Below are 21,670 nucleotides of genomic sequence, written 5' to 3' on the forward strand. Positions count from 1 at the left end.
ACGCCCATGAGCTGGTCCAAACGATCTGCGGGCGCACTACTGGCGGCAGCCATGGTGATGACCGTCATTGGGTGCTCCGCCGACAGCAGCGGCGGCGAAGGCGAGGCGTCCTGCGCGTTCGAGTTCACCTACCAGAACCGGACCTACCGGGACGTCGCGAACGTGGACTTCACGGTCACCGACAAGCTGGGCACCGCCACCCAGCCGCCCTGCGACGACACCGGCGGCGATGAGGAGACCAAAGAGAAGGAAACCAAGGAAACCGCCTACGGAGTGAAGGGCCTGCCCCCTGAGACGGCCATCGCCGTGGGCAGTTCACCAGAGGACGCCGTGCTCGTCGTCTCCTACTCCGGCTCGACGATCCCGCCCGAGATACAGAAACTGATCGACAACTCATGACACGACGCGGGGACCGGACACATCCGGGCCCCGCCCTGGCCACACCGCGCAGAAGATCGCGGCGCCCCTCAAGCCCCGTCGGTGCGCTGCGTGGCAGAGGCTCGTGATGACCATCGTGTATGCGGGCGTTGAGATCCCGGCGAGGAACACGGTCAGCGAGTCGATAACCGCATCGATGGAAGGCTCCCCGCCATGTCCTGTATCGCCCTGGTCACCCTGGTCGTCCGCGACTACGACGAGGCTCTCGCGTTCTACCGCGACGCGCTCGGCTTCGAGGTGGTGGAGGACACCGACCGGGGCGACGGCGACGGCACCCGCTGGGTGGTGGTGCGCCCGCGCGGAGCCGCGCCCGGCACGGGGCTGCTGCTGGCCCGCGCGAAGGACGAGGTGCAGGGCAGGGCGGTGGGGGCGCAGACGGGCGGCCGGGTCGGCTTCTTCCTGCACACCGAGGACTTCGCGGCCGACCACGCCCGGATGTCGGCGGCCGGGGTGCGGTTCCTGGAAGAGCCCCGGCACGAGACGTACGGCTCCGTCGCGGTCTTCGAGGACCTCTACGGCAACCGCTGGGACCTGCTCCAGCCGGCCGCCTGACCCGCACCGCCCCCGGTACGGCCCCGCCACCGGCCCCTCACGGGGTGAACCCGTCCCGGCCCTCCAGGTAGGCCAGTACCGCGAGGACGCGGCGGTGGACGGTGCCGTCGTCCGGTTCCAGGCCGAGCTTGGCGAAGATCGATCCGATGTGCTTGCTCACCGCCCGTTCGGAGACGGTGAGTTCGGCGGCGATGGTGGCGTTCGCCTTGCCCTGCGCCATGTGTTCCAGGACCTCGCGCTCGCGGGCGGTGAGGCTCTGGAGCGGGCCCGCCGAGGACTTGCGGGTGAGGAGCTGGGTGACGACCTCCGGGTCGAGGGCGGTGCCGCCCGCCGCCACGCGGTCCAGGGCCTCCAGGAACTGCTCGACCCGGCCCACCCGGTCCTTGAGCAGGTAGCCGATGCCCCGGGCGCCTTGGGCGAGCAGCTCGGCGGCGTACGTCTCCTCGACGTACTGCGACAGGACCAGGATCGGCAGGCCGGGCAGTTCGGCGCGGGCGGCGATCGCGGCCCGCAGCCCCTCGTCGCGGAAGGTCGGCGGCAGCCGTACGTCCAGCACGGCGACGTCCGGGCGGTGTTCGAGCAGGGCGGGCAGGATCTCCGGGCCGGCCGCCGCGTCGGCCACCACCTCGTGTCCGGAGCTGGTGAGCAGGAGGACCAGGCCCTCGCGCAGGAGGGCGTTGTCCTCGGCGATCACGATCCGCACGGCAGCTCCACTTCGATGTCCGTCGGCCCCCCGGCAGGGCTGCTGACGCGGGTGGCGCCGTCCAGCGCGGCGACCCGCCGCCGGATGCCCACCAGCCCGCTGCCGGCGCGTTCGTCCGCGCCGCCGCGACCATCGTCGCCGATGGCCACCCGCAGAAGACCGGGGGGCCGGTCGATGCGGACCCGGGCGGCGGTGGCGCCGCTGTGCTTGCTGATGTTGGTGAGCGCCTCGGCGACCACGAAGTAGGCGGCGGCCTCGATCGCGGCGGGCAGCCGCCGCCCGTCCTCCACCCCGTCCAGGTCCGCCGTGACGGGTACGGCGACGTCGGCGGCCAACGCCCGTACCGCACCGGCCAGTCCACGGTCGGTGAGGACCGGCGGGTGGATGCCGCGCACCACGTGCCGCAGCTCGGCGAGCGCGGCTTCCGCGCCGTCCTGGGCCTCGTCCAGGCGCGCCCGCGCGGCGGCCGGATCGCGGTCGAGAAGCTGTTTGGCGAGCCCGATCCGCATCGACAGGGCGACGATCCTGGCCTGGGCGCCGTCGTGCAGATCCCGCTCGATGCGGCGCAGTTCGGCCCCGTGAGCGGCGACCGCGCCGGCCCGGCTCTCGGTGAGGTGGGCGATCCGCTCGGTGAGTTCGGCAGCGGGCGGCGGGGCGAGCAGGGCCATGGTCCAGCCGGCCGAGAGGTCGGCCAGCACCGGGTGCCAGCGCAGGGCCCAGCCCGGCCGGTCAGGCGGCTCGATGCCGTACTCGTCGGCCCGCCGCCGGTCCACCAGCCCCACGACGGACAGCGCGACGCCGTCCACCAGCAGGGCTACGGGCCACAGGATCATCGTGAGGTAGCCGAGTCCCATGCCGAAGAGCGTCTGGACGGGCAGCCAGAGCGCGAGCCGCCAGGTGGTCCGGTCGGTGAGCGTCCGCCGGACCCGTTCGGGCAGCTCGCCGCCGCCCAGCGGCGGATAGGAGGCGGGGCGGTGTCCCGGCCCGAGCCGGGCCGCCGCCCTGCGGCTCTCCGCCGACGCGGCCCGGCGCAGCAGCGTGGCGGCCTCCGGCAGCGCGGGCAGCCCGATGATCGCGACGGCGAACAGGAGGGCGGCCACCACCAGGAACGCGCCGACGTAGGTCAGCATCGCGACCCCGATGCCGATGAGGAGGTAGCGCGAGGCGTCACAGGAACGCCGGACGGCGACCGTGAGGGGACCGGGCGGTGAGCTGCTCATGGCAGCCCACGGTACGGGGGCGGATCCGCCGCCGGAGGGGGGCGGTCCCCCGGCCGGGGGTGGAGCTGGCTGCACCCCCGGTCCGGTAGTGCGCACCCTCGCCCGGACGCCTCCCGGCTCATAGCGTTCTAGCAGGTCAAACAGTACGGGGACGGTGGAGGCGAACAGTGGGTACGACGATGGTGGAGCAGGCGGCCGCGCTCGGTCTGGAGGGGGTGAGCCGGAGCTACGGGCGGCGCGGGAGCAGTCGGAGGGCGACGGCGCTCGACGGGGTCAGCTGCGCGGTCCCGGCCGGCAGTTTCACCGCGGTGGTCGGCCCTTCGGGCTCGGGCAAGAGCACCTTCCTCCAGGTCGCGGCGGGCCTGGACCGGCCGACCTCGGGCACGGTCAGGATCGCCGGCACGGATCTCGGGTCGCTCTCGGAGGCCGCGCTGACCCGGCTGCGCCGGGACCGGATCGGGTTCGTCTTCCAGTCGCACGCGCTCAACCTGGTGCCGTCGCTGTCCATCGAGGAGAACGTGGTGCTGCCGCTGGTGCTGGGCGGCGCGGACCCGGGCGGCCTCGATGTGCTGGCGCGGGGGCGGGAGTTGCTGGCCCGGGTGGGTCTCGCGGGGCGTGGCGGCGACGGGCCGTCGACGCTGTCGGGCGGCCAGCAGCAGCGGGTCGCGGTGGCGCGGGCGCTGGTGACGGAGCCCGAGGTGATCTTCGCGGACGAGCCGACCGCCTCCCTCGACCCGGAGTCAGCGACGCTGGTGCTGGCGCTGCTGCGGGACGCCGTACGGATCGAGGGCCGCACGGTCGTGATGGTCACCCATGACCCGGTGGCGGCGAGCTGGGCGGACACCGTGCTGACGATGGACGGCGGTCGGCTGCGATGAGAAGGCGTACGGGCCCGGTGGCCCAGGAGTCGTCGGAAGTACCGGACGGGCGTACGGGCGCGGCGGCCCGGGAGCCGTCGGGAGCACGGGCCGGACGTACGAGCACGGCGGCGCGGGAGCCGCTGGGGGTGCGGCAGGGGTCGCGGCGGGCGTCGGCGTTCCTGGCCCGGCGGTCGCTGGCCACGCACCGGCGGGCCTGGGCGGCGGTGATCGTGGCGACGGGGGCCGCCGCCGCGCTGGTCGGCGCGTTCGCGTTCGTCGTCGGCTCGCTGCTGGTGGCCGTGCCGCCGGTGCAGCGGTACGCGGGCGCGGACGCGGTGGTGGCGGCGGACCAGAAGGTGTCGTACACCGCGAAGCCCTGGGGCAGTGAACCTCGGACGACGACGGCGTATCTGCCGGAGCGGGCACGTCTGGACCGGTCGGTGCTGGCCGCGGTGGCGGGGGCCGACGGTGTGGCGAAGGCCGTCGCGGACGATTCCGTGCCGGTGTCCACGGGCGACGGGAGGCCCGCGGTGGGCCGTTCCTGGCCGTCCGCCGTGCTCACCCGGTACGAGCTGGCCGAGGGCCGGGCCCCCAGGGACGCGACCGAGGTCGTCCTGGACGGCGCGCTCGCGGCGGGCGGCCACGCCCCGGGCAAGCGGGTCGTGCTGCGGGCCGACGGAGCCGCCCGGACGTACACCGTCAGCGGGATCGCCCGCACCGGGGACGGCGGCGACGCTCCCCCGGCCGTGTTCTTCACCGAGCCCCGGCTGACCGCCCTGGCCGGGCACCCGGGCCGGATCGACGCCATCGGCGTGGTCGCGGAGGCGGGCGTCTCGCCGGATGCGCTGCGGGACGCGATCGGCGCGGTGCTGCCGGAGCGTTCGGGCGTCCCCGGGTCCGACCGGGTCGTGCGGGTGCTGACGGATGCGGAGCGCGGGGAGGCCGAGCACGTGGACGCGCTCGGCGGACGCGGCGACCAGCTGGCCCTGCTCGGTTCGATCGGCGGCACCGTGCTGATGGTGGCGCTCCTCGTGATCGCCTCGACACTGTCCCAGGCGATCCGTCAGCGGTCCGGGGAGCTGGCGCTGCTGCGTGCGGTGGGGGCCTCGCCCCGTCAGCTGCGGTCCGCGATCGGCCGGGAGGCGGGCCGGGTCTCCGCGGCGGCGGCGCTGCTGGGCGGCCTCGGTGCCGTGCCGCTGGGTCTCGCGATGCGTTCGCTGCTGACGACCGATCCGCTGCCGCTGCCGGTGCCGTGGTGGCTGCCGCCCGCCGCGGCGCTGACCGGCGGGCTGCTTGTCGCGCTCCTCGCGCGGCCCGTCGCGATGCTCGCCGCCCGGTCCATCACCCGGCTGCGGCCAGCCGCCGCGCTGGGTGCGGCGACGGCGGACGAGCCGAGCGAGCCGGGACGGTTCCGTACGGTGGCGGGGGTGGTGCTGGCCTTCGCCGGGATCAGCTCGGCGGGGGTCGCGACGACGCAGAGCGGTCAGGCGGCGGGCGCGGCCGCCTCGGGCGCGGCGATGTCCCTGGTGATCGCGGTCGCCCTGCTGGGGCCCCGGATCTCCCGGATCGTCCTGGGGGCGCTGGGCCGTCCGCTGCGGAAGGCGGGCGGAGTCTCGGGGTTCCTGGCCGAGCGGGCCGCCTCGGCGCACACCCGGCGGCTCGCCACCGCGTTCACCCCGATCGTGCTGGTGGTCGCGTTCGTCTGCGTCCAGCTCGCCTCGGGGCCGACGATGGAGCGGGCCGCCGGCCACCAGGCGTCCGCCGCGCTGCGGGCGGACCTGGTGGCGACGGGCGGCGGGGCGGGGCTGCCCGCCGGGGCGGCCCGGGCGGTGCGGGAGGCTCCGGGGGTCACGGCGGCGACCGGGGTGCTGCGTTCGGCGGTCGTCCTGGCCGACCGGCAGGCCGGCGAGCCGGTGCTGACCCGGCTGCCCGTGCTGGGCGTGGAGGCGCGCGGCCTGTCCGGCACGCTCGACCCCGGCGTCACGGCGGGCGACCTGGACCGGCTCACGGGGCGGGACGCCGTCGCGGTCGGGGCGGACCGGGCGAAGAGCCTGGACGTCGGTCCCGGGGACCGGGTCGCGCTGCGGCTCGGCGACGGTACGCGGGTGGAGCCCCGGGTCGTCGCGGTGTACGAACACGAGCTGGGCCTGGGCGAGTTTCTCTTCCCGCGCGAGGCGCTGGCGGGCCATGTCTCGGCCGCGCGGGACCAGGTCGTGCTGATCCGGACCGAGGCCGAGGCCGGGTCCGAGGCCGAGGCCGGGTCCGAGGCCGGGTCCGAGGCGGGCCCGGCGGCCGCGGTGCGCCAGGCGCTGGCTCCGTACGGCGGCGGGGTCGCGGTGCGGGCGGCCACGGGCGACGACGTCGCGATCGCTCCGCCGGTGTCGGACGGGGACAACGCCGTGATCGTCATCGGTGTCGGGGTGATCGGCGGCTTCGCGCTGCTGGCGGTGGTGAGCACGCTGGCGCTGATCACGATCGGCCGCCGGGGCGAGTTCCGGCTGCTGCGGATGGTCGGCACGGGGCGTCGGCAGCTGCGGCGGATGCTGGTGCTGGAGACGGGCCTGGTCACGTTCGCCGGGCTGGTGATCGGCACGGCGGTGGCCGCGGTCCCGCTGACCGCGTTCGCCGTCTCGCTGGCGGGCACGGCACCGTATCTCCCGCCGGTGCACTACGCGGTGATCGCGGGGGCGGTGGCGCTCGCCGCCGCGGCGGGGACGCTGGTCCCGGGCGCGTCGGCCGGGGGACGCTTCGTCCTGGGGCGCCGAGCGGGGTGAGAGGCGGCGGGGCGAGCTGAGCGGCGGGGCTGGGCGGCAGGCGAGCTGAGCGACGGGCGGGACGAGAGGCGAGCCGAGCGTCGGGGGCGGTGGGCGGGTCTGGATTCAGACCCGCGCCAGGCCCGCTTCCCGTACGGCCACCGCCTCCATCGCGTCCAGCACCGGCCGGATCAGCGGATGGCCCTCGGCCCCCTGCCGTACGGCCGCGAAGACGCGGCGGGTGGGGGCGCTCCCCTCGACGGGGCGGACGACCACCCCGGCCAGCTCCATCCCGCGCAGCGCTGACCGGGGCACCAGGGCCACCCCGGCGTCGGCCCCGGCCAGGGCGACCACGGCGCGGAAGTCGTCCGACGAGTGTTCGAGGCGGGGGGCGAACCCGGCGAACTCGCAGGCCAGGACCACCACGTCATGGCAGGGGTTGCCCGGGTAGGGCCCGATCCACGCGTCCTTCGCGAGGTCGGCGACCGCCACCTGGTCCTGGTCCGCGAGGCGGTGGTTCACCGGGAGCACCGCGTCGAACGGCTCCGAGTACAGGGGGACGCGCGTCAGGCGGCGGTCGTCCTCGGCGGGCGCGCCCCGGTATTCGACGGCCACCGCCACGTCGACCTGCCGGTCCAGCACCATCGGCACGCTCGCGTCGCCCTCCGCGTCCTGGACCTTGACCCGGATGCCGGGCGCGGTGCGGGCCAACTCGGTGAGGGCGGGAGCGAGGACGAGACCGATACCGGTGGCGAACGCGGCGACCGTGACCGTACCGGCGACGCCCGCGCTGTAGTCGGCGAGCTCCGCCTCCGCTCGCTCCAGCTGGGCCAGGACCACGTTGGTGTGGCTCAGCAGGATCTCTCCGGCGGCGGTGAGCCGGGCGCCTCGCGCACCGCGTTCGACGAGGCGGTGGCCGGTCTCCTGCTCCAGGGCGGCGAGCTGCTGGGAGACGGCGGAGGGCGTCAGGTACAACGCGGCGGCGGCCGCGGTCACCGTGCGGTGGTCGGCCACCGCACGGAGGATTCGCAGCCGCCGCGCATCGATCATGTGCCCATTGTCCCAGGCAGCGACGAGTGCCCGACCCGGTGAGCGGTTACGCCTCCGCGTCCAGGGCGGCCCGCGCGTCGACGAACGCGTCCACGGCGCGGTTGACGTCGGCCGTGGAGTGGGCGGCGGAGAGCTGGACCCGGATCCGGGCCGCGTCCTGCGGGACGACGGGGTAGGAGAAGCCGATCACGTACACCCCGCGCTCCAGGAGCAGTTCCGCCATCCGGCCGGCCTTGCCCGCGTCCCCGATCATGACGGGGGCGATGGCGTGGTCGCCGGGCAGGACGTCGAAGCCCTCCTCGGTCATGCGGGTGCGGAAGAGCGCGGTGTTGGCGTTGAGCTGCTCGCGCAGGTCGCCGGCGGACTCCAGCAGGTCGATGACCTTGAGGGAGGCGGCGGCGATGACCGGGGCGAGGGAGTTGGAGAAGAGGTACGGGCGCGAGCGCTGGCGCAGGAGGGCGACGATCTCCGCGCGGGCCGCGACGTAACCGCCGGAGGCTCCACCGAGCGCCTTGCCGAGGGTGCCGGTGATGATGTCGACCCGGTCCATGACGCCGTGCAGTTCGGGCGTGCCCCGTCCACCGGGGCCGACGAAGCCGACGGCGTGCGAGTCGTCGACCATGACCATGGCGTCGTAGCGGTCGGCCAGGTCGCAGATCTCCTGGAGGGGGGCGACGTAGCCGTCCATGGAGAAGACGCCGTCGGTGACGATGAGGCGGCGGCGGGCCCCGGACGCCTCCTTGAGGCGCGTCTCCAGTTCGGCCATGTCGCGGTTGGCGTAGCGGTGGCGCTGGGCCTTGGAGAGCCGGATGCCGTCGATGATGGAGGCGTGGTTGAGGGCGTCGGAGATGACGGCGTCCTCGGGGCCGAGCAGCGTCTCGAAGACGCCGCCGTTGGCGTCGAAGCAGGAGGAGTAGAGGATCGTGTCCTCCTGGCCGAGGAAGGCCGAGAGCCGCTGCTCCAGCTCCTTGTGGACCTCCTGGGTGCCGCAGATGAAGCGGACCGAGGCCATCCCGTAGCCCCAGCGGTCCAGCGCCTCGTGCGCGGCGGCGATGACCTCGGGGTGGTCGGCGAGGCCCAGGTAGTTGTTGGCGCAGAAGTTGAGGACCTCGCCCGCGCGCCCGCCGGAGGTGACGGCCACGGTCGCGGACTGCGGGGTGCCGATCACGCGCTCGGGCTTGTGCAGCCCGGCGGCGCGGATCTCGTCGAGGGTGGTGCGCAGGTCGTCGCGTACGGAGTCGAACATGCGGATTCCTTAAGGGATCAAAGGGATCAAAGGGATCAAGGGCGAAGGGCGGTCGGAGATCAGGCGCGTCCCGCAGTCAGGCGGTCAGGCGGTCAGGCGGTCAGGCGGTCAGGCGGTCCAGTCGAGGATGACCTTGCCGCCGAGGCCGCTCGCGGCGTCGTCGAAGGCCGCTTCGTAGTCGCGGAAGCCGTACCGGCCGGTGATCACGGGGGCGAGGTCGAGGCCGCCCTCCAGCAGGACGGACATGGCGTACCAGGTCTCGTACATCTCGCGGCCGTAGATCCCCTTGATGGTGATCATCGAGGTGACGATGCGGGACCAGTCGACGGGGAACTCCTCGGCGGGCAGGCCGAGCATGGCGATACGGCCGCCGTGCGTCATGTTCGCGACCATGTCGCGCATCGCCTCGGGGCGGCCGGACATCTCCAGGCCGATGTCGAAGCCCTCACGCAGGCCCAGCTCACGCTGGCCGTCGGCGATGGTCCGGTCCGCGACGTTGAGGGCGAGGCTGACGCCGACCTTGCGGGCCAGCGCGAGGCGGGCCTCGCTGACGTCGGTGATGACGACGTTGCGGGCCCCGGCGTGCCTGGCGACGGCAGCGGCCATGATGCCGATCGGTCCGGCGCCGGTGATCAGGACGTCCTCGCCGACGAGCGGGAAGGACAGCGCGGTGTGGACGGCGTTGCCGAACGGGTCGAAGATCGCCGCGATGTCGAGGTCGACGGGGGTCCGGTGCACCCACACGTTGGAGGCGGGCAGGACCACGTATTCGGCGAACGCCCCGTCCCGGCCGACGCCGAGGCCGATGGTGGAGCGGCAGAGGTGGCGGCGGCCGGCGAGGCAGTTGCGGCACTTGCCGCAGACGAGGTGGCCCTCGCCGCTGACCAGGTCGCCGACGGCGATGTCCGCGACGTCGGAGCCGGTCGCGGCGACCTCTCCGGCGAACTCGTGGCCGAGGATCAGCGGGGTGGTGACCGCCTGCTGGGCCCAGCCGTCATAGGCGCGGATGTGCAGGTCGGTGCCGCAGATGCCGGTGCGCAGGACCTTGATCAGGACGTCGGTGGCGCCGTACTCCGGCTCCGGCACGTCCATCAGCCACAGTCCCGGTTCGGCCTTCTGCTTGACGAGTGCCTTCACGGCTGGGGCTCCCTGACGTCGGTACGCGAGTGGATACCCCGGGCCTCGGGGCATGTCGGAAGAACCCTGCGGCCCGGGGTCGTTTTCGGGTGGGCGCCCCCACGTCGTGTCGGGGGCTCGGCGGGACAGGACGGAGCACGACGTACGGCTGCACGACATACGACTCCACGACGTACGGCTGCACGACATACCGCTGCACGTCGTACGGCTCCACGCGCCATCCTCGGCCGTCACGGAGAAATCTGCCGTACGACGGGGCCCGGGTCCATCGAGGATTTCTTAAGCGCGGTCGCAGGAGATCTTCACGCCTGGCCCCGGCTTCACCGACCGCTGCCGTCTCCGGGCCTGCGCGGGACAGCCCTTATACGTCGCCGAACGGGCCCAGGAAGCGGGGGCGGCCCTTCTCGACCCGGTAGAGGAAGATCCCGTTCTCGTACCGCAGCACCTGGCGGGTGGACGGGTGGAAGGCGAGCGGGCGCACGATCCCCCGGTGCTCGGTACGGAAGAGCCGCCGGGCGGTGCCGCTGCGCACCTCCCCCGAGGCGCTGGTGGTCCCGGCGGCGCGGGCGATCAGGCCGACCGCGTCGTACGCCTCGGCGGCCCAGGTGCCCGGGGGTGCGCCGAAGCGTTCGCGGTGGGCGGCGGTGAACTTCCTGGCCGACGGGAGGGCCGTGGGGTCGGCGTACGCCTCGGCGAAGACCCAGCCCTCGGCGGCGGCGCCCGCGCCCGCGAGGAAGGCGGGGCCGAGGGCGGGTCCGGCGGCGGCCCTGCTGCCGGTGTAGCCCTCGCCCGCCAGCGCGGTGGCCAGGCGGGCGGCCCGGGTCGCGGCGCCGCTCGCGAACACCACGGCGTCCGCCCCGCTGCTCATGGCCTTGCGGGCGGCCGCGCCGAAGCCGGCGTCGCCCCGTGGGAGCGCGTGTTCGATGAGCGTGGCGTCGGTCGGCGGGGTGTCGCGGATCGCGCTGCCCAGCTGTCCGCCGAGGCCGGTGCCGTCGCTGTCGCTGTCCTGGACGAGGAGGACGCGCTCGGCGGAGCGGGCGTGGACGACGTAGCCGACGAGGCCCGGGGCAAGCATGCGGTCGTACGGGCGGGTCACGCAGAGGTGGGCGGCCGTTTCGGATGCCGTGGTGGAGCCTGCCGCGACGACGACCAGGGCGAGCCGCGCCTCGCCGTACCGCTGGACGACGTCCTCGGCCAGTACGGCGCCGGTGGGCCCGACCACGGCGATGACGTCGGGGTCGGCGCCCAGCCGGTCGGCCGCCCGCAAGGCCCGGCGCGGGTCCCCGGCGTCGTCCTCGGTGCGCAGGGCGAGGCGGAACGCCGTGTCGGCGCGGGCGTTGTGGTCGGCGACCGCGAGCCGTACGCCGCGCTGGTGGGCCAGCCCGGCGGCGCGGCCGGGTCCGCTGAGGTCGGCGTGGAGCCCGATCGTGTACGTGGGCGGTGTGCCGGAGCCCGACGCGGCCCCGGCGGACCGCCGCCCGGCGAGCCACACCGCGGTGGAGCCGCCGGTGACCACGACGGCCCCGGTGGCACCGGCGATCAGGAGCCTCCGCCGCGTGAGGCCCGCCGCCGACGGTGCCGCCTCGTCCCCGTCCGGGACGAGGGTGGCGGGCAGCGGCTCGGGGTCCGGCAGCGCGAGGGCGGCCGCGGAACGTTCGGCGATCAGCGCGGAGAGCCCGGGCAACGAGAACCTGGACTCCGGGGACGGGGCGGTGCCCGGCTCCACGGCCGGAGTCCCGCCCGGTACGGCCCCGACAGCCGCGTCCAAAGCACCGCCCGCTACGGCCCCAGCAGCCGCGTCCAAAGCACCGCCCGGCACCGCCCCAGCAGCCACCCCCGGTGCCGCCCCGGAGGCTCCGTCGCGCGCACCGCCCTCGGAAGCCCCGTCCCGGGCCGTGCCCGGAGTCCCGCCCGGAGCCGCCCGGGGAGCCCAGGCCGCACGGGGGTCCGGCGGCCGGAGCGGGACCGGCCCCGGGCTCCTTCCCGGCCGGCCGCGGTCGGCTGCCCCGGCCGCCTCCAGGTCGTCGCCGACGCGGCTCGCCGACGGCCGGGCGGCCGGGTCCTTGCTCAGGCAGGCGGTGATCAGGGGCAGCAACTCGCGCGGCACACCCGCCAGGTCCGGCTCCTCGTGGACCGTACGGAACAGCACACCAGCCGCGCCGGCCGCGCCTCCCTCGCCGAACGGCCGCCGGCCCGTCGCCGCGTACACCAGGACGCAGCCGAGGGAGAACACGTCGCACGCCGGCCCCACCGGCCCGGCCGACGCCTGTTCGGGGGCGAGGTAGCCGGGCGTGCCGATCACCGCGTCGGTGGCGGTGAGTGCGGTGGCGCCCTCGTGGCGGGCGATCCCGAAGTCGATGAGGCGGGGGCCGTCGAGGGCGAGGAGCACGTTGCCGGGTTTGACGTCGCGGTGGATCAGCCCGGCCTCGTGGACCGCGACGAGGGCCGCGGCGAGCCGGCTGCCGAGCGCCCGGACGGTGGACGTGGGCAGCGCGCCGCCTGCGCCCACCACCTCGGCCAGCGAGGGCCCGGGGACGAACGCGGTCGCCAGCCACGGCTCGCGGGCCTCGGTGTCCGCGCCGAGCACCGGGACCACCCACGGGCCGGTGATCCGGGCGGCGGCCTCGGCCTCGCGCCGGAAGCGGGCCCGGAAGCCGGGATCGGCGGCGTGCTCGGCCCGGATCACCTTGACGGCGGCGAGCGCCCCGCCCGCCGTTCGCGCCAGGTAGACCACCCCCATGCCGCCGGCGCCGAGGCGGACGAGCGTGCGGTACGGGCCGACGGTGCGGGGGTCTTCGGTGATGAGGGGCCGCACGTCAGCTCTTCGGCTTCGGGGCCGGGCCGAGATAGCGGTGGCGGCCCTTCTCCACCCGGTACAGGTGGGCGTCCTGGCCGACGAGTTGCTGACGCTTCTCGTCGAACGCGTACGGGCGGGAGATCCCCTCGTACCGGGCGGCGGCGATCGCGGCGGTGAGCTGGGAGCGGGTGGGGCGGCCGTCGCCGGAGGGTGTGGCGCTCGCCGTCGCCTTCTTGGCCGCGGCCTCGGTCAGAGCGGCCAGTTCGCGGGCGACGAGCCCCGTGACGTCGTACGCCTCGGCCGACCAGGCGGCGGGGGCCGCGCCGAAGCGCTTGCGGTGGGCGGCGGCGAACGTCGCGGCGGCCGGGGCGCTCGCGTCGGTGAACGGTGCGACGAACTCCCAGCCGTCGGCCGCCTCGCCCGCCTGTTCCAGGAACTCCGGCCCCATGACGGTGTGCTGGGCCATGCGCGGCCCGGTGTAGGAGAGGTCGGCCAGGATGCGGGCGACCCGGGAGGCGCCGGCCGCGTCACCGGCGTAGAAGAGGGCGTCGCTCCGGTGGGAGAGGAGGTCGGTGACGACCGGGTCGAAGACGGTCGTCCCGGCGGGCACCACCCGGGGGTGGGTGGTGCCGGTGGTGAGGCTGGGCGCCATCAGGTTCGTCGCGTAGCCCGCCTGGTAGGACGCCTGCCCGCCGGCCCGGTCGATCAGGATGCCCAGCCGCTCGATGTCGGGGCGCAGCAGGAGGCGGTGGACGATGGGGAAACAGAGCGAGGCGTAGGAGGGGGCGGCCTGGAAGAAGGAACCGTTGGCCCGGGCGGGGAAGGCGATCTGGAGGGCCGACACCGTCAAGACCGGCAGCACCGCCTCGTCGTACGCGGCCAGGGCCGCCCCGGCCGCCGCGTCGCCCGTGGGGCCGATGACCGCGATGACCTCCGGGTCGCGGGCGAACTCCTCGGCGACACGGGCGGACCGGGCCGGATCCCCCTGGTCGTCGAGGACTTTCACGGCGAGCCGGAACGGCTGGTCGTCGAGGGAGTTGAAGCGGTCGACGGCGAGCCGGGCGCCCCGTTCCTGGGCACGTCCGGCGGTGCTCAGGGGGCCGGTGAGGTCGGCGTGCACGCCGATGATCCAGCGGCGTGCGCCGGGAGCTCCGTCCCCGCCGCCGTCGTCGGATTCGTCGCCGGTGAGGCGTACGGCGGCGAAGGCGCCCGCGCCGAGGGCCACCGCCCCGCCCGCCGCGAGGAGCAGGAACCGCCGTCGGCCGGGGGCGGGTTCCGGCGGGCCGGGCTTCTCGGTGACGGTGGCGTCGATGCTGGGCAGGGCCAGCACGGCGGCGGACCGCTCCGCGATGATCCGGACGACGTCCTCGGGCAGCCAGTCGGCGGTGGGTTCGGCCGGTACGTCCTCGGCGATCAGGGAGTCGAGGTCGGCGGCGGACGGACGCTCACCGGGGTCCTTGGCGAGGCACCGGTCCAGGACGGCGCGCAGGTGGGCGTCGTCGATCCCGTCGAGGTCGGGCGCGTCGTGGACGGTCCGGTAGAGCAGGGCGTCGACCGCTCCGCTGCCGAACGGCGGCCGGCCGGTGGCCGCGTACGCCAGCAGGCAGCCGAGCGAGAAGAGGTCCCCGGCCGGTCCCGCGGTGTTCCCGGACGCCTGCTCGGGCGGGAGGAATCCGGGGGTGCCGACGACGAGTCCGGTGGCGGTCAGCGCGGTGGCGTCGACGGCGCGGGCGATCCCGAAGTCGATCAGCCGGGGGCCGTCGGCCGTCAGCAGGACGTTGCCGGGTTTGACGTCGCGGTGGACGAGCCCGGCTCCGTGCACGGCGGTGAGGGCGCGGGCGAGCAGCCGGCCGAGGACGGTGACGCTGCGCACGGGCAGCGGCCCGCGCCGGGCGACGACGTCGGAGAGCGTGGGCCCGGGAACGAACTCCGTGGCGAGCCACGGGCGTTCGCCCTCGGTGTCGGCGCCGGTGACGGGCACCGCCCAGGGACTGTCGACCCGGCGGGCGGCCTCCGTCTCGCGGCGGAAGCGGGTCCGGAAGTCCTCGTCCCCCGCGAGTTCGGGCAGGATCACCTTGATCGCGGCGAGCGCGCCGGCGTCGGTGCGCCCGAGGTAGACGACGCCCATGCCGCCCGCTCCGAGGCGGCCCAGGAGCCGGTGTCCGCCGATGCGGGCGGGATCAGTGGGTCGCAGGTCGTCCATCGCCGGCCTCAGCTCTGCTTCTCGACGGCGTTTTCGAGCCGGGACAGCATGGCGCCGTGCGCCTCGTTGACCAAGGCGTCGATCTCGTCCTCGGTGCGCCCCTTCGCCCCCTTGCCGGTCACGGCGACGGTGAACTGGAGGGTCTGCGCCTGCTGCCAGGAGTAGGGGTGCGGCCCGCCCAGTTCCGCGCTCCGGTACTCCCCCATCTCGTTGAGGAAGTCCTCGGAGGTGTTCTGGGCGCTCTCGCCGCCGAGGAGGCCCGCGGCGACCATGGATCCGATCGTCTCGCCCTTGCGCAGTTGCTGGGTGGGGCAGCGCATGCTCTCCTCGATCGACTCCGCCATCTCCCAGGCGGCGTCCTCGCGGGTACGGTGCACGGTGACGACGGCGCCGAGGCGCACCGGCCCCTTTCCCTCCTCGGCGGGCAGCTCGAACGACCGGGTGAGGGTGGCCAGGACGCTGTACGCGGGCTTCCGCTGCTGCCAGACACAGTCCTCGCCGAGCACGGGCCAGGTCGCGGGGTCGCTCTCGTACGGGCTCCGCTTCACCACCCCGGGGCCGAAGCTGTCGGGGCCGGCGATGACGCGGCCGATGAGGTCGCGCGCCTGGGCCGGGGTCTTCGGGAGCCGGGCGGGGTCGGGTACGAGCGGGGCGGGCGACGGCCCGGCACCGGTGCCGCCGCCGGGGTCCGGACTCGCGCTCGCGCTCGCGCTCATCGAGGCCTCGCGATTCCCTGCTTCCCCCGGGTCGTCCGCCTCGCCGGAGCAGCCGGCGAGCAGCGCGGTCACCAGGGCCAGGGGCAGCGCGTACCGGCCCCCTCCTAACGGCACGTAACAGGTCACAGCGTTTCCCCGTTCCTCCTCGACACCGCGTCGATCATAGGATCGTCCGGCGTGGCAGACGGGTGCCGATGAGGGACTGTTACCTCGTCGGGACACGCGCGGCGCCCCTGGGGTGCCGGGTCCGCCCCCCGGGCGGGTCTCCGCCGGGAAGGCGCCGATGAGCGCAGGACGTCAGCACCAGGCGGCCACTGCGGTCGGTCCGGCCGCCGGCCACCACCGCCTGGACGCCGCCCCAGGCGTTCATCGCCAGGGTCACGTACTCGAACCGGAGGGGTGGGAGACTGCGGCGTCCCTCGGGGCAGCGCCTGACGCAGCGTAGGGGATTCCGTCCCCGTCCTTGATAACGTCGCCCCCGCGGCTGCGGACTTCATTCCCCCGACCCCAGCCGTACGGGGTGGGCACGGGGATCGGGCGCGGCAGGACGAAAAGGGCCGACAGATGAGCCTTGCACAGGTGCACTACACCTCCGCCGCGCCGGGGGACGAGGGAACGGCCGGCCGGTTCACGGCGGTCGGTCCCGGAGTGTCGGGTGCTCTGCTGGCGGAGATCGAGCCCTTGGTGCGCTACGAGCTTCCCGGGGGCGTCCCCGACCGGCCGTCCGACGGTGAACTGCGCGCGTTGCCGCAGGCGTTCGGTTACTTCGTCCTGTCCGACGGCAGCCGGCTGGTGGCGCGTTCGGCGCCGGTGCGGGACGCGGGCGGCCACGCGGGGCCGGGCGTACGGTTCCACGCGCACGCGGTGCATCTGCCGCCGGGGGTTCCGCTGCCGGGCGACCGGCTGCCGGTAGAGGCGTGGCGGTCGCCGCACTGGGTGGCGGTGACTCCGGGCGGGACGATACCGGACCCGTTGACGCTGCCGCCGGGTCCGGCGGCGGTCTCCGAGGGCCTCGACGACTTCGCGGTCTCGCGCGGCCCCTGGCTCGCGGCCGTGCTGGCGGATCTGCGCCGGGCGAGCGACGCGGAGGCGCCCGGCGGCAGGCCGGTGGTGCTGGTGGAGCGGCAGTGCGCGGACGTGGCCCGGTGGCTGGGGCTCGCGTCGGTCACCTTGCCGAGGGAGAGTGCGGAGCGGCTGACGTTCACCACGTACACCCGGCGGCCGGGGAGTTCGACGTCGCGGGTGGTGGGGGTGGGGCCCGAGGACGCGGGAGCGGCACGAGCGGCCGGCCTGCGGGTGCACGAGTGCGCGGGGTCGCCTCCGGCGGGCGGCGGTCCGGCGGACGCGTGGGCGGCGACGGCGGCGCGGGTCTGGCGGAGCCGGTCGCCGGAGCTGTTCCGTGAGGCGCGGGAGCTGCCCGGGGAGCCGTTCGCGGCGGGCCCGTTGGCCGTGACGGCGCTGTGTGCGGGGATCGAGCTGGGGCCGGACGGGCGTGCGGCAGCGGCCGGTTGGGCCGCCGATCGCCCGTACGCGCTGGACGCGAAGCGCACGGGCCAGTTGGTGGAGGCCCTCACCTCCCCCGCTGTCGACGACCGTACGGGCCCCGAATTCGACGCGGCCGGACGGCTGTTCGGCGCGCTGGAGGGCCGTTGCCCGGCATCGGTGACCGCCCCGCTCGCGGCGATGCTGGTCACGGAGGCGGTACGGGGCGGCAACGGCTCGCTGGAACTGCCGCGCCGGGAGGCGTTCGCCGGGCCTGAGGGGGCGGAGGTCGCCAAGCGGCTGGGCCCGGAGATCCTGACCGAGCTGGCCGACACGGTCGGTTCACGCTCGGTGGCGCGCACGGTGCAACTGCTGCGGGTGGCGCGGCTGTTGGACGTGGACGGCAGGGAGTCGCTGCCGGGGGCCGTGGACCGGCTGGCGCCCGCTCTGCTGGCGGAGGCGGCGGCTTCGGCGTCGCACGGAGGCCCCCCGGGCTTCGCACCTGCCCTGCTGGAGCTGTTGGACGAGCAGTTCGAGGTGCGGACGGCGCTGCTCGGCGCGCTGGACCGGGTCGCGCCCGAGGACCCCGGGGCGGTGGCCCGGTTCCTGGAGCGGGTCACGCTGCCGTTCACGGGTACGCAGGCGCTGCCGCATCTGCGGATGTGCGCCGAGGTGCCGGAGGCGATGGCGACCCTGGGCGGTGACCGGGCGGCGGTGTGGCACCGGGTGCTGCGGGCGGCAGGCCTCTCCCCCTTCGCCGAGCCCCTGGTCCTGCGCACGGCGGCCGGCCTGGTGTGGGAGGACCGGGCCCCGACGGTCGGGGAGGCCCGGCTGCTGCTGGACGCGGCCACCTCGGACGCGCACCGAGCGGCCGGTACGTGGGCGCGCCTGGTGGACGCGGCGCTCGGGGCGTCCGCCGCCGGGACGTCGGCCGGTGGCGCCTCCACCGCCGGCACGTCCGCCGGTGGCAAGTCCGCCGTCGGCACGGATGAGGCGGCCGGGCTCGCCCACGACCTGCTGCGCGGCTTCCCCGAGGAGATCGGCGGCCGGGAGCGGGCAGGACTCCACCTGCTGGTCCTCGTCCGCGAACTGCGCACGGGCGCCCCGGAACCCGGCTGGGCGGAGCGGGTCCGCACGCTGTGCGCCCAGGCGGAGCCGGTCGAACCGGCGCTCCGGGAGCGGGCGTACGCCGCCCTGGTCGAACGGCTGCTGGCCCCGGACCGCCCGGGGGCGGAGCTGTACGACTTCGTCCACGGCGACGACGCCGAGCTGATCGCCGCGTACGACCGGGCCGCCCGGACGGAGACCGTACGGGCGCGGCTGCGCACCCAGCCCGCCTACGCGGCGGACTGCTTCACCGTCTGGACCGCCCACCCGCACGCGGGCCGCACCTGGCCCCCGGTGGCCGCAGCCCTCCTCGACGACGTCCTGCGCCCCGCCGTACGCGGCATGCCGGCCGAGGCCGTGGCGGAGGTCGAGGAGACGGTGGGCCGCACGGGCAGCAGCGGCCGGGCCGACGCCTTCCGCGACTGGAACCGGGTCAGCGCCCTGGGCCGGCTGGGCCGCCGGATCGCGGGGCGGGTGCGGCGGGGGTGAGCCGGCGAGGATGAGCCGGCCGGGGCGGCGGGGGCGGCGGTCATGATCGTGGGCACCGCCCTCCCCTTGCGCATGCGCGGCGACGAGTCGTCAGTAGACGTTCCCCGAACCCGCCGGGAAGTCCGGCGGTCAGGGCCCGTCGAACAGCGACTCCCGGCCACCCGGAACAGCCTTCCGGCACGGATGAGATCGGTCACGCTCGAAGCCCTCTCCTGATCACGGCACCGGCTCCCCGCCGACGGTTCGAAGCGCTCGGGAGGGACCTTTCACCCGGACGCATCCGGGGTGCTGGCGAGGTGCGCGTACTTCCTGTTGTTCCGCTGTGAATATGTCCGGTATTCCCTTCCTGGGGCACTCGACAGGAGACCACTGGCCATGGCAGCGAAACGCACGGCGGTCCTCGCAGTCCTCACAGGCGCGGTCCTCGCAGGCGCGGTCCTCACGAGCGCGGCCCTCCTCATGGTGGGCGCGACGGCCACCGAGTCCCTGCCTCCGGCGGGTGCCGGGAGCGGCGACGGAGTCTTCGGCGGCTTCGCCTACCCGGGACTGGAGGGCTCCGGGACGTTCGCTCTGCAGGATCAGCAGGCGGCGCTGCGGTGGGTCCGGCGCAATGCCGCCGCGTTCGGCGGTGACCCCGGCAACGTGACGGTGGCCGGTTCCTCCTTCGGTGCCGCTGCCATCAGCGGCCACCTCACATCGCCTGACGCGCGGGGACTGTTCCACCGGGCCATCCTGGCCAGCGGCGAGGGAATGATGGACATGCCGGCGGGGGCGATGGGAGAGGGCGTGCCGGCCTATCCGCACTACGCCTGGCGCACGGACCGGGAGTCGCGGGACACGGGTGTCGCGATGACGTCGTCCCTGGGCTGCGCCGACACCGACCCGCGTCGGGCACTGCGGTGCCTGCGCGCGCTGCCGGTGAAGAAGCTGCTGGAGGTCCCGAACATCGGGAACGCCTTCCAGGCGTTCGCCTACGGCAACGAGGTGCTTCCGGAACTGCCGGAGGCGGTACTGGAGCAAGGCCGTTTCCCCCGGATCCCGCTGATGTCGGGGGCCACGCTGGACGAGCACCGCCTGTTCGTCGGGATGGCCCACGACGCGATCGGCTCCCCGTTCACCGCCGCCCAGTACGCCGCCGCTCTCGATACCGCCTTCGGCCGGGACGCGGACACCGTGGCCGCGCGCTACCCGGTCACCGCCTTCCCCTCGCCGGCCCTGGCCTGGTCCACCGTGGTGACCGACAGGATGTGGGCCCTCGGCACCTACGCCCAGGCGACCGCTTTCGGACGCCGCGCCCCCACGTACGCCTACGAGTTCGCCGACCGGGACGCCCCGATGTACCTCCCCCTCCCCGGAACCTTCGACTTCGGCGCCTACCACGCGGGCGACACGCCGTACATCTTCGAGGACCCTGACGCGCAGAAGCACTTCACCGCATCGCAGGTACGTCTGTCCGGCATCATGACCGACTACTGGGCACAGTTCGCCCGTACCGGCACACCGAACCGGCCAGGGCTTCCAGGGTGGTCCCCGTTCGACCCGGCGGACGCCGTACCGCACACCCAGTCCCTGGCGCCGGACAAGGTCGGGCCGGTCGACTATGCCGGGAGACACCGGCTCGACTTCTGGCGCCGCCTCGCCGAACAGGGGACGCCGTCGGCATCCCAGCCCGCCCAGGGCAAGGAGCCGGTCTCGTGACCGTCCCCCACGTCACCCATGACTGGGGCGTGCTCACGGAGACAGTGGTGGGCCGGGTCATCGACTTCACCTTCCCGTCCGAGCTCGCCGCAGGAGTTCCCGCCTCCTTGGGCTTCCTCCCCGAGCGTACGAGGCAGAATATGCCCCGATGGGCAGGAAAGCCCTGGTCGGAGGCCGATCCGGAGGGCTACGGACGCTGCGTCGAGCAGGTCGAGGAACTGGCGCGCTTCCTCACCGCCCGCAGCGTGAGGGTGCACCGTCCACGTGTACTCAGCGAGGATGAACTGGATGTGTACGACGGCGGCTTCAGTATGCAGACCTTCGTGCGCGATCCGATGATCGTCATCGGCGACCGGGTCATCGAAGCGGCGCTGCGCCTGCCGGCCCGCTTCAAGGAACGCTTCGGCCTGCGCCCCGTCATCGAGGAAGCGGAAGCACGCGGGGCACGCTGCTCGGTCATGCCACCGCCGGCTCCCGTACCGGTGGTGGACCTCCCCACGGCCGTGGGGCCCTTCCTTGAGGGCGGAGACGTGCTGCCCATGGGCCGTGACATCCTCGTCGGCACCGGCAGGACCGCGTCCGACGCGGCGGGCGCCCGGTGGCTGGAACGGCTTCTCGGGGACGATTACCGCGTCCACCAAGTGCCCCTCTCGGAGCGGGTGATCCACCTCGACGACGGCCTCAGCACCGTCCGCGAAGGACTCGCCGTAGTCTGCCGGGAGCAGTTCACCGACGGGCTGCCCCCGCTGGTGGCCGACTGGGAACTGATCGACGTCAGCCTCCATGACGCCGTCAACCTCCTGGCCGGCAACAGCCTGGTCCTCGCCCCCGGCGAGGTGCTCGTCGACGAACGCCTCACCGGCCTCGCCGAAGCACTCACCGCCCGCGACGTCACCGTCCACACCCTGCCCTACGACGCCGTCACCCCCTTCGCGGGCGGCTTCCGCTGCTCCCACCACCCCCTGGTGCGCAAGCTCCCCGAGTAACCCGCAGAGGACCTACGGTTTCGGCAAGCGGCGAGCCCCCCTGACCGGCGGCGACGAACGCGGGACAGAACGCTCCCTCAAAGAGGGTTCTGTCCCCGTGCCGGAGGCGGGCGGGCCGTCGCAGAGGTGGATCTTCGGCGAGCTGGCCGACGCGGTCGAGCGGGCCATGGGCGCGCTCGACCCGGGGGGCTGTGAGGGATAGGCCCGGGCGGCGAGGCTGTCGACGGTGCGGG

Annotated in this window: 15 protein-coding genes; 7 read left to right on the forward strand and 8 right to left on the reverse strand. The window is 74.7% G+C overall.

Going from position 1 to position 21,670, the window contains the following annotated elements:
- Window positions 1–6: 6 nt before the first annotated feature.
- Both D581_RS0108715 and D581_RS0108720 read left to right on the forward strand, forming a co-directional pair.
- Complete coding sequence (locus tag D581_RS0108715; protein WP_106434359.1) at window positions 7–399, forward strand: DUF6281 family protein; 393 nt, start codon at window positions 7–9, stop codon at window positions 397–399.
- 192 nt (window positions 400–591) lie between these two features.
- Complete coding sequence (locus tag D581_RS0108720) at window positions 592–990, forward strand: VOC family protein (protein ID WP_018956857.1); 399 nt, start codon at window positions 592–594, stop codon at window positions 988–990.
- 37 nt (window positions 991–1,027) lie between these two features.
- On the opposite strand, the gene D581_RS0108725 is transcribed toward D581_RS0108720, so the two are convergent.
- Together D581_RS0108725 and D581_RS0108730 are read right to left on the reverse strand one after the other, a co-directional pair.
- Window positions 1,028–1,693 carry a response regulator transcription factor gene (locus D581_RS0108725; protein ID WP_018956858.1) on the reverse strand — a complete coding sequence of 222 codons (666 nt, stop codon included), beginning with the start codon at window positions 1,691–1,693 and terminating at the stop codon, window positions 1,028–1,030.
- The gene (locus tag D581_RS0108730) at window positions 1,681–2,913 is read right to left on the reverse strand and encodes a sensor histidine kinase (protein ID WP_018956859.1); all 1,233 of its coding nucleotides are present in this window, start codon (window positions 2,911–2,913) and stop codon (window positions 1,681–1,683) included. The genes D581_RS0108725 and D581_RS0108730 overlap by 13 nt, the downstream gene beginning before the upstream one ends.
- Window positions 2,914–3,092: 179 nt before the next feature.
- On the opposite strand from D581_RS0108730, the gene D581_RS0108735 reads away from it, so the two are divergent.
- Both D581_RS0108735 and D581_RS0108740 read left to right on the forward strand, forming a co-directional pair.
- Window positions 3,093–3,791, forward strand: coding sequence for an ABC transporter ATP-binding protein (locus D581_RS0108735; RefSeq protein WP_032752634.1), 699 nt, complete (start codon window positions 3,093–3,095; stop codon window positions 3,789–3,791).
- Window positions 3,788–6,547, forward strand: coding sequence for an ABC transporter permease (locus D581_RS0108740; RefSeq protein WP_486585820.1), 2,760 nt, complete (start codon window positions 3,788–3,790; stop codon window positions 6,545–6,547). The genes D581_RS0108735 and D581_RS0108740 overlap by 4 nt, the downstream gene beginning before the upstream one ends.
- A gap of 105 nt (window positions 6,548–6,652) precedes the next feature.
- Here the strand turns inward: D581_RS0108740 and D581_RS0108745 are convergent, their stop codons facing one another.
- From D581_RS0108745 to D581_RS0108770, 6 genes are all read right to left on the reverse strand, one after another.
- Window positions 6,653–7,576 carry a LysR family transcriptional regulator gene (locus tag D581_RS0108745; protein ID WP_018956862.1) on the reverse strand — a complete coding sequence of 308 codons (924 nt, stop codon included), beginning with the start codon at window positions 7,574–7,576 and terminating at the stop codon, window positions 6,653–6,655.
- Between the two features lie 46 nt (window positions 7,577–7,622).
- The gene (locus D581_RS0108750) at window positions 7,623–8,822 is read right to left on the reverse strand and encodes a glycine C-acetyltransferase (RefSeq protein ID WP_018956863.1); all 1,200 of its coding nucleotides are present in this window, start codon (window positions 8,820–8,822) and stop codon (window positions 7,623–7,625) included.
- A 108-nt stretch (window positions 8,823–8,930) separates the two neighbouring features.
- Entirely contained in the window at window positions 8,931–9,959 is a 1,029-nt protein-coding gene (gene tdh, locus D581_RS0108755; RefSeq protein ID WP_018956864.1) for an L-threonine 3-dehydrogenase, read from the reverse strand.
- Window positions 9,960–10,320: 361 nt separating this feature from the next.
- Window positions 10,321–12,774, reverse strand: a complete 2,454-nt coding sequence (locus D581_RS0108760) for a bifunctional serine/threonine-protein kinase/ABC transporter substrate-binding protein (RefSeq protein WP_018956865.1) — start codon at window positions 12,772–12,774, stop codon at window positions 10,321–10,323.
- 1 nt (window position 12,775) lies between these two features.
- On the reverse strand, window positions 12,776–14,959 hold the full coding sequence (locus tag D581_RS0108765; protein ID WP_018956866.1) for a bifunctional serine/threonine-protein kinase/ABC transporter substrate-binding protein: 2,184 nt from the start codon (window positions 14,957–14,959) through the stop codon (window positions 12,776–12,778).
- An 8-nt stretch (window positions 14,960–14,967) separates the two neighbouring features.
- Window positions 14,968–15,747: a hypothetical protein gene (locus tag D581_RS0108770; protein ID WP_018956867.1), complete on the reverse strand. Its 780-nt coding sequence runs from the start codon at window positions 15,745–15,747 to the stop codon at window positions 14,968–14,970.
- 492 nt (window positions 15,748–16,239) lie between these two features.
- Between D581_RS0108770 and D581_RS0108775 the strand changes: the two genes are divergently transcribed.
- From D581_RS0108775 to D581_RS0108785, 3 genes are all read left to right on the forward strand, one after another.
- Entirely contained in the window at window positions 16,240–18,753 is a 2,514-nt protein-coding gene (locus tag D581_RS0108775; RefSeq protein WP_078625710.1) for a GTPase-associated protein 1-related protein, read from the forward strand.
- Window positions 18,754–19,128: 375 nt separating this feature from the next.
- On the forward strand, window positions 19,129–20,451 hold the full coding sequence (locus D581_RS0108780) for a carboxylesterase family protein (RefSeq protein WP_018956869.1): 1,323 nt from the start codon (window positions 19,129–19,131) through the stop codon (window positions 20,449–20,451).
- Window positions 20,448–21,437 carry an amidinotransferase gene (locus D581_RS0108785; protein ID WP_018956870.1) on the forward strand — a complete coding sequence of 330 codons (990 nt, stop codon included), beginning with the start codon at window positions 20,448–20,450 and terminating at the stop codon, window positions 21,435–21,437. Before D581_RS0108780 ends, D581_RS0108785 begins: the two co-directional genes overlap by 4 nt.
- Window positions 21,438–21,670 lie beyond the last annotated feature (233 nt).

The sequence above is a fragment of the Streptomyces sp. CNB091 genome, assembly GCF_000377965.1.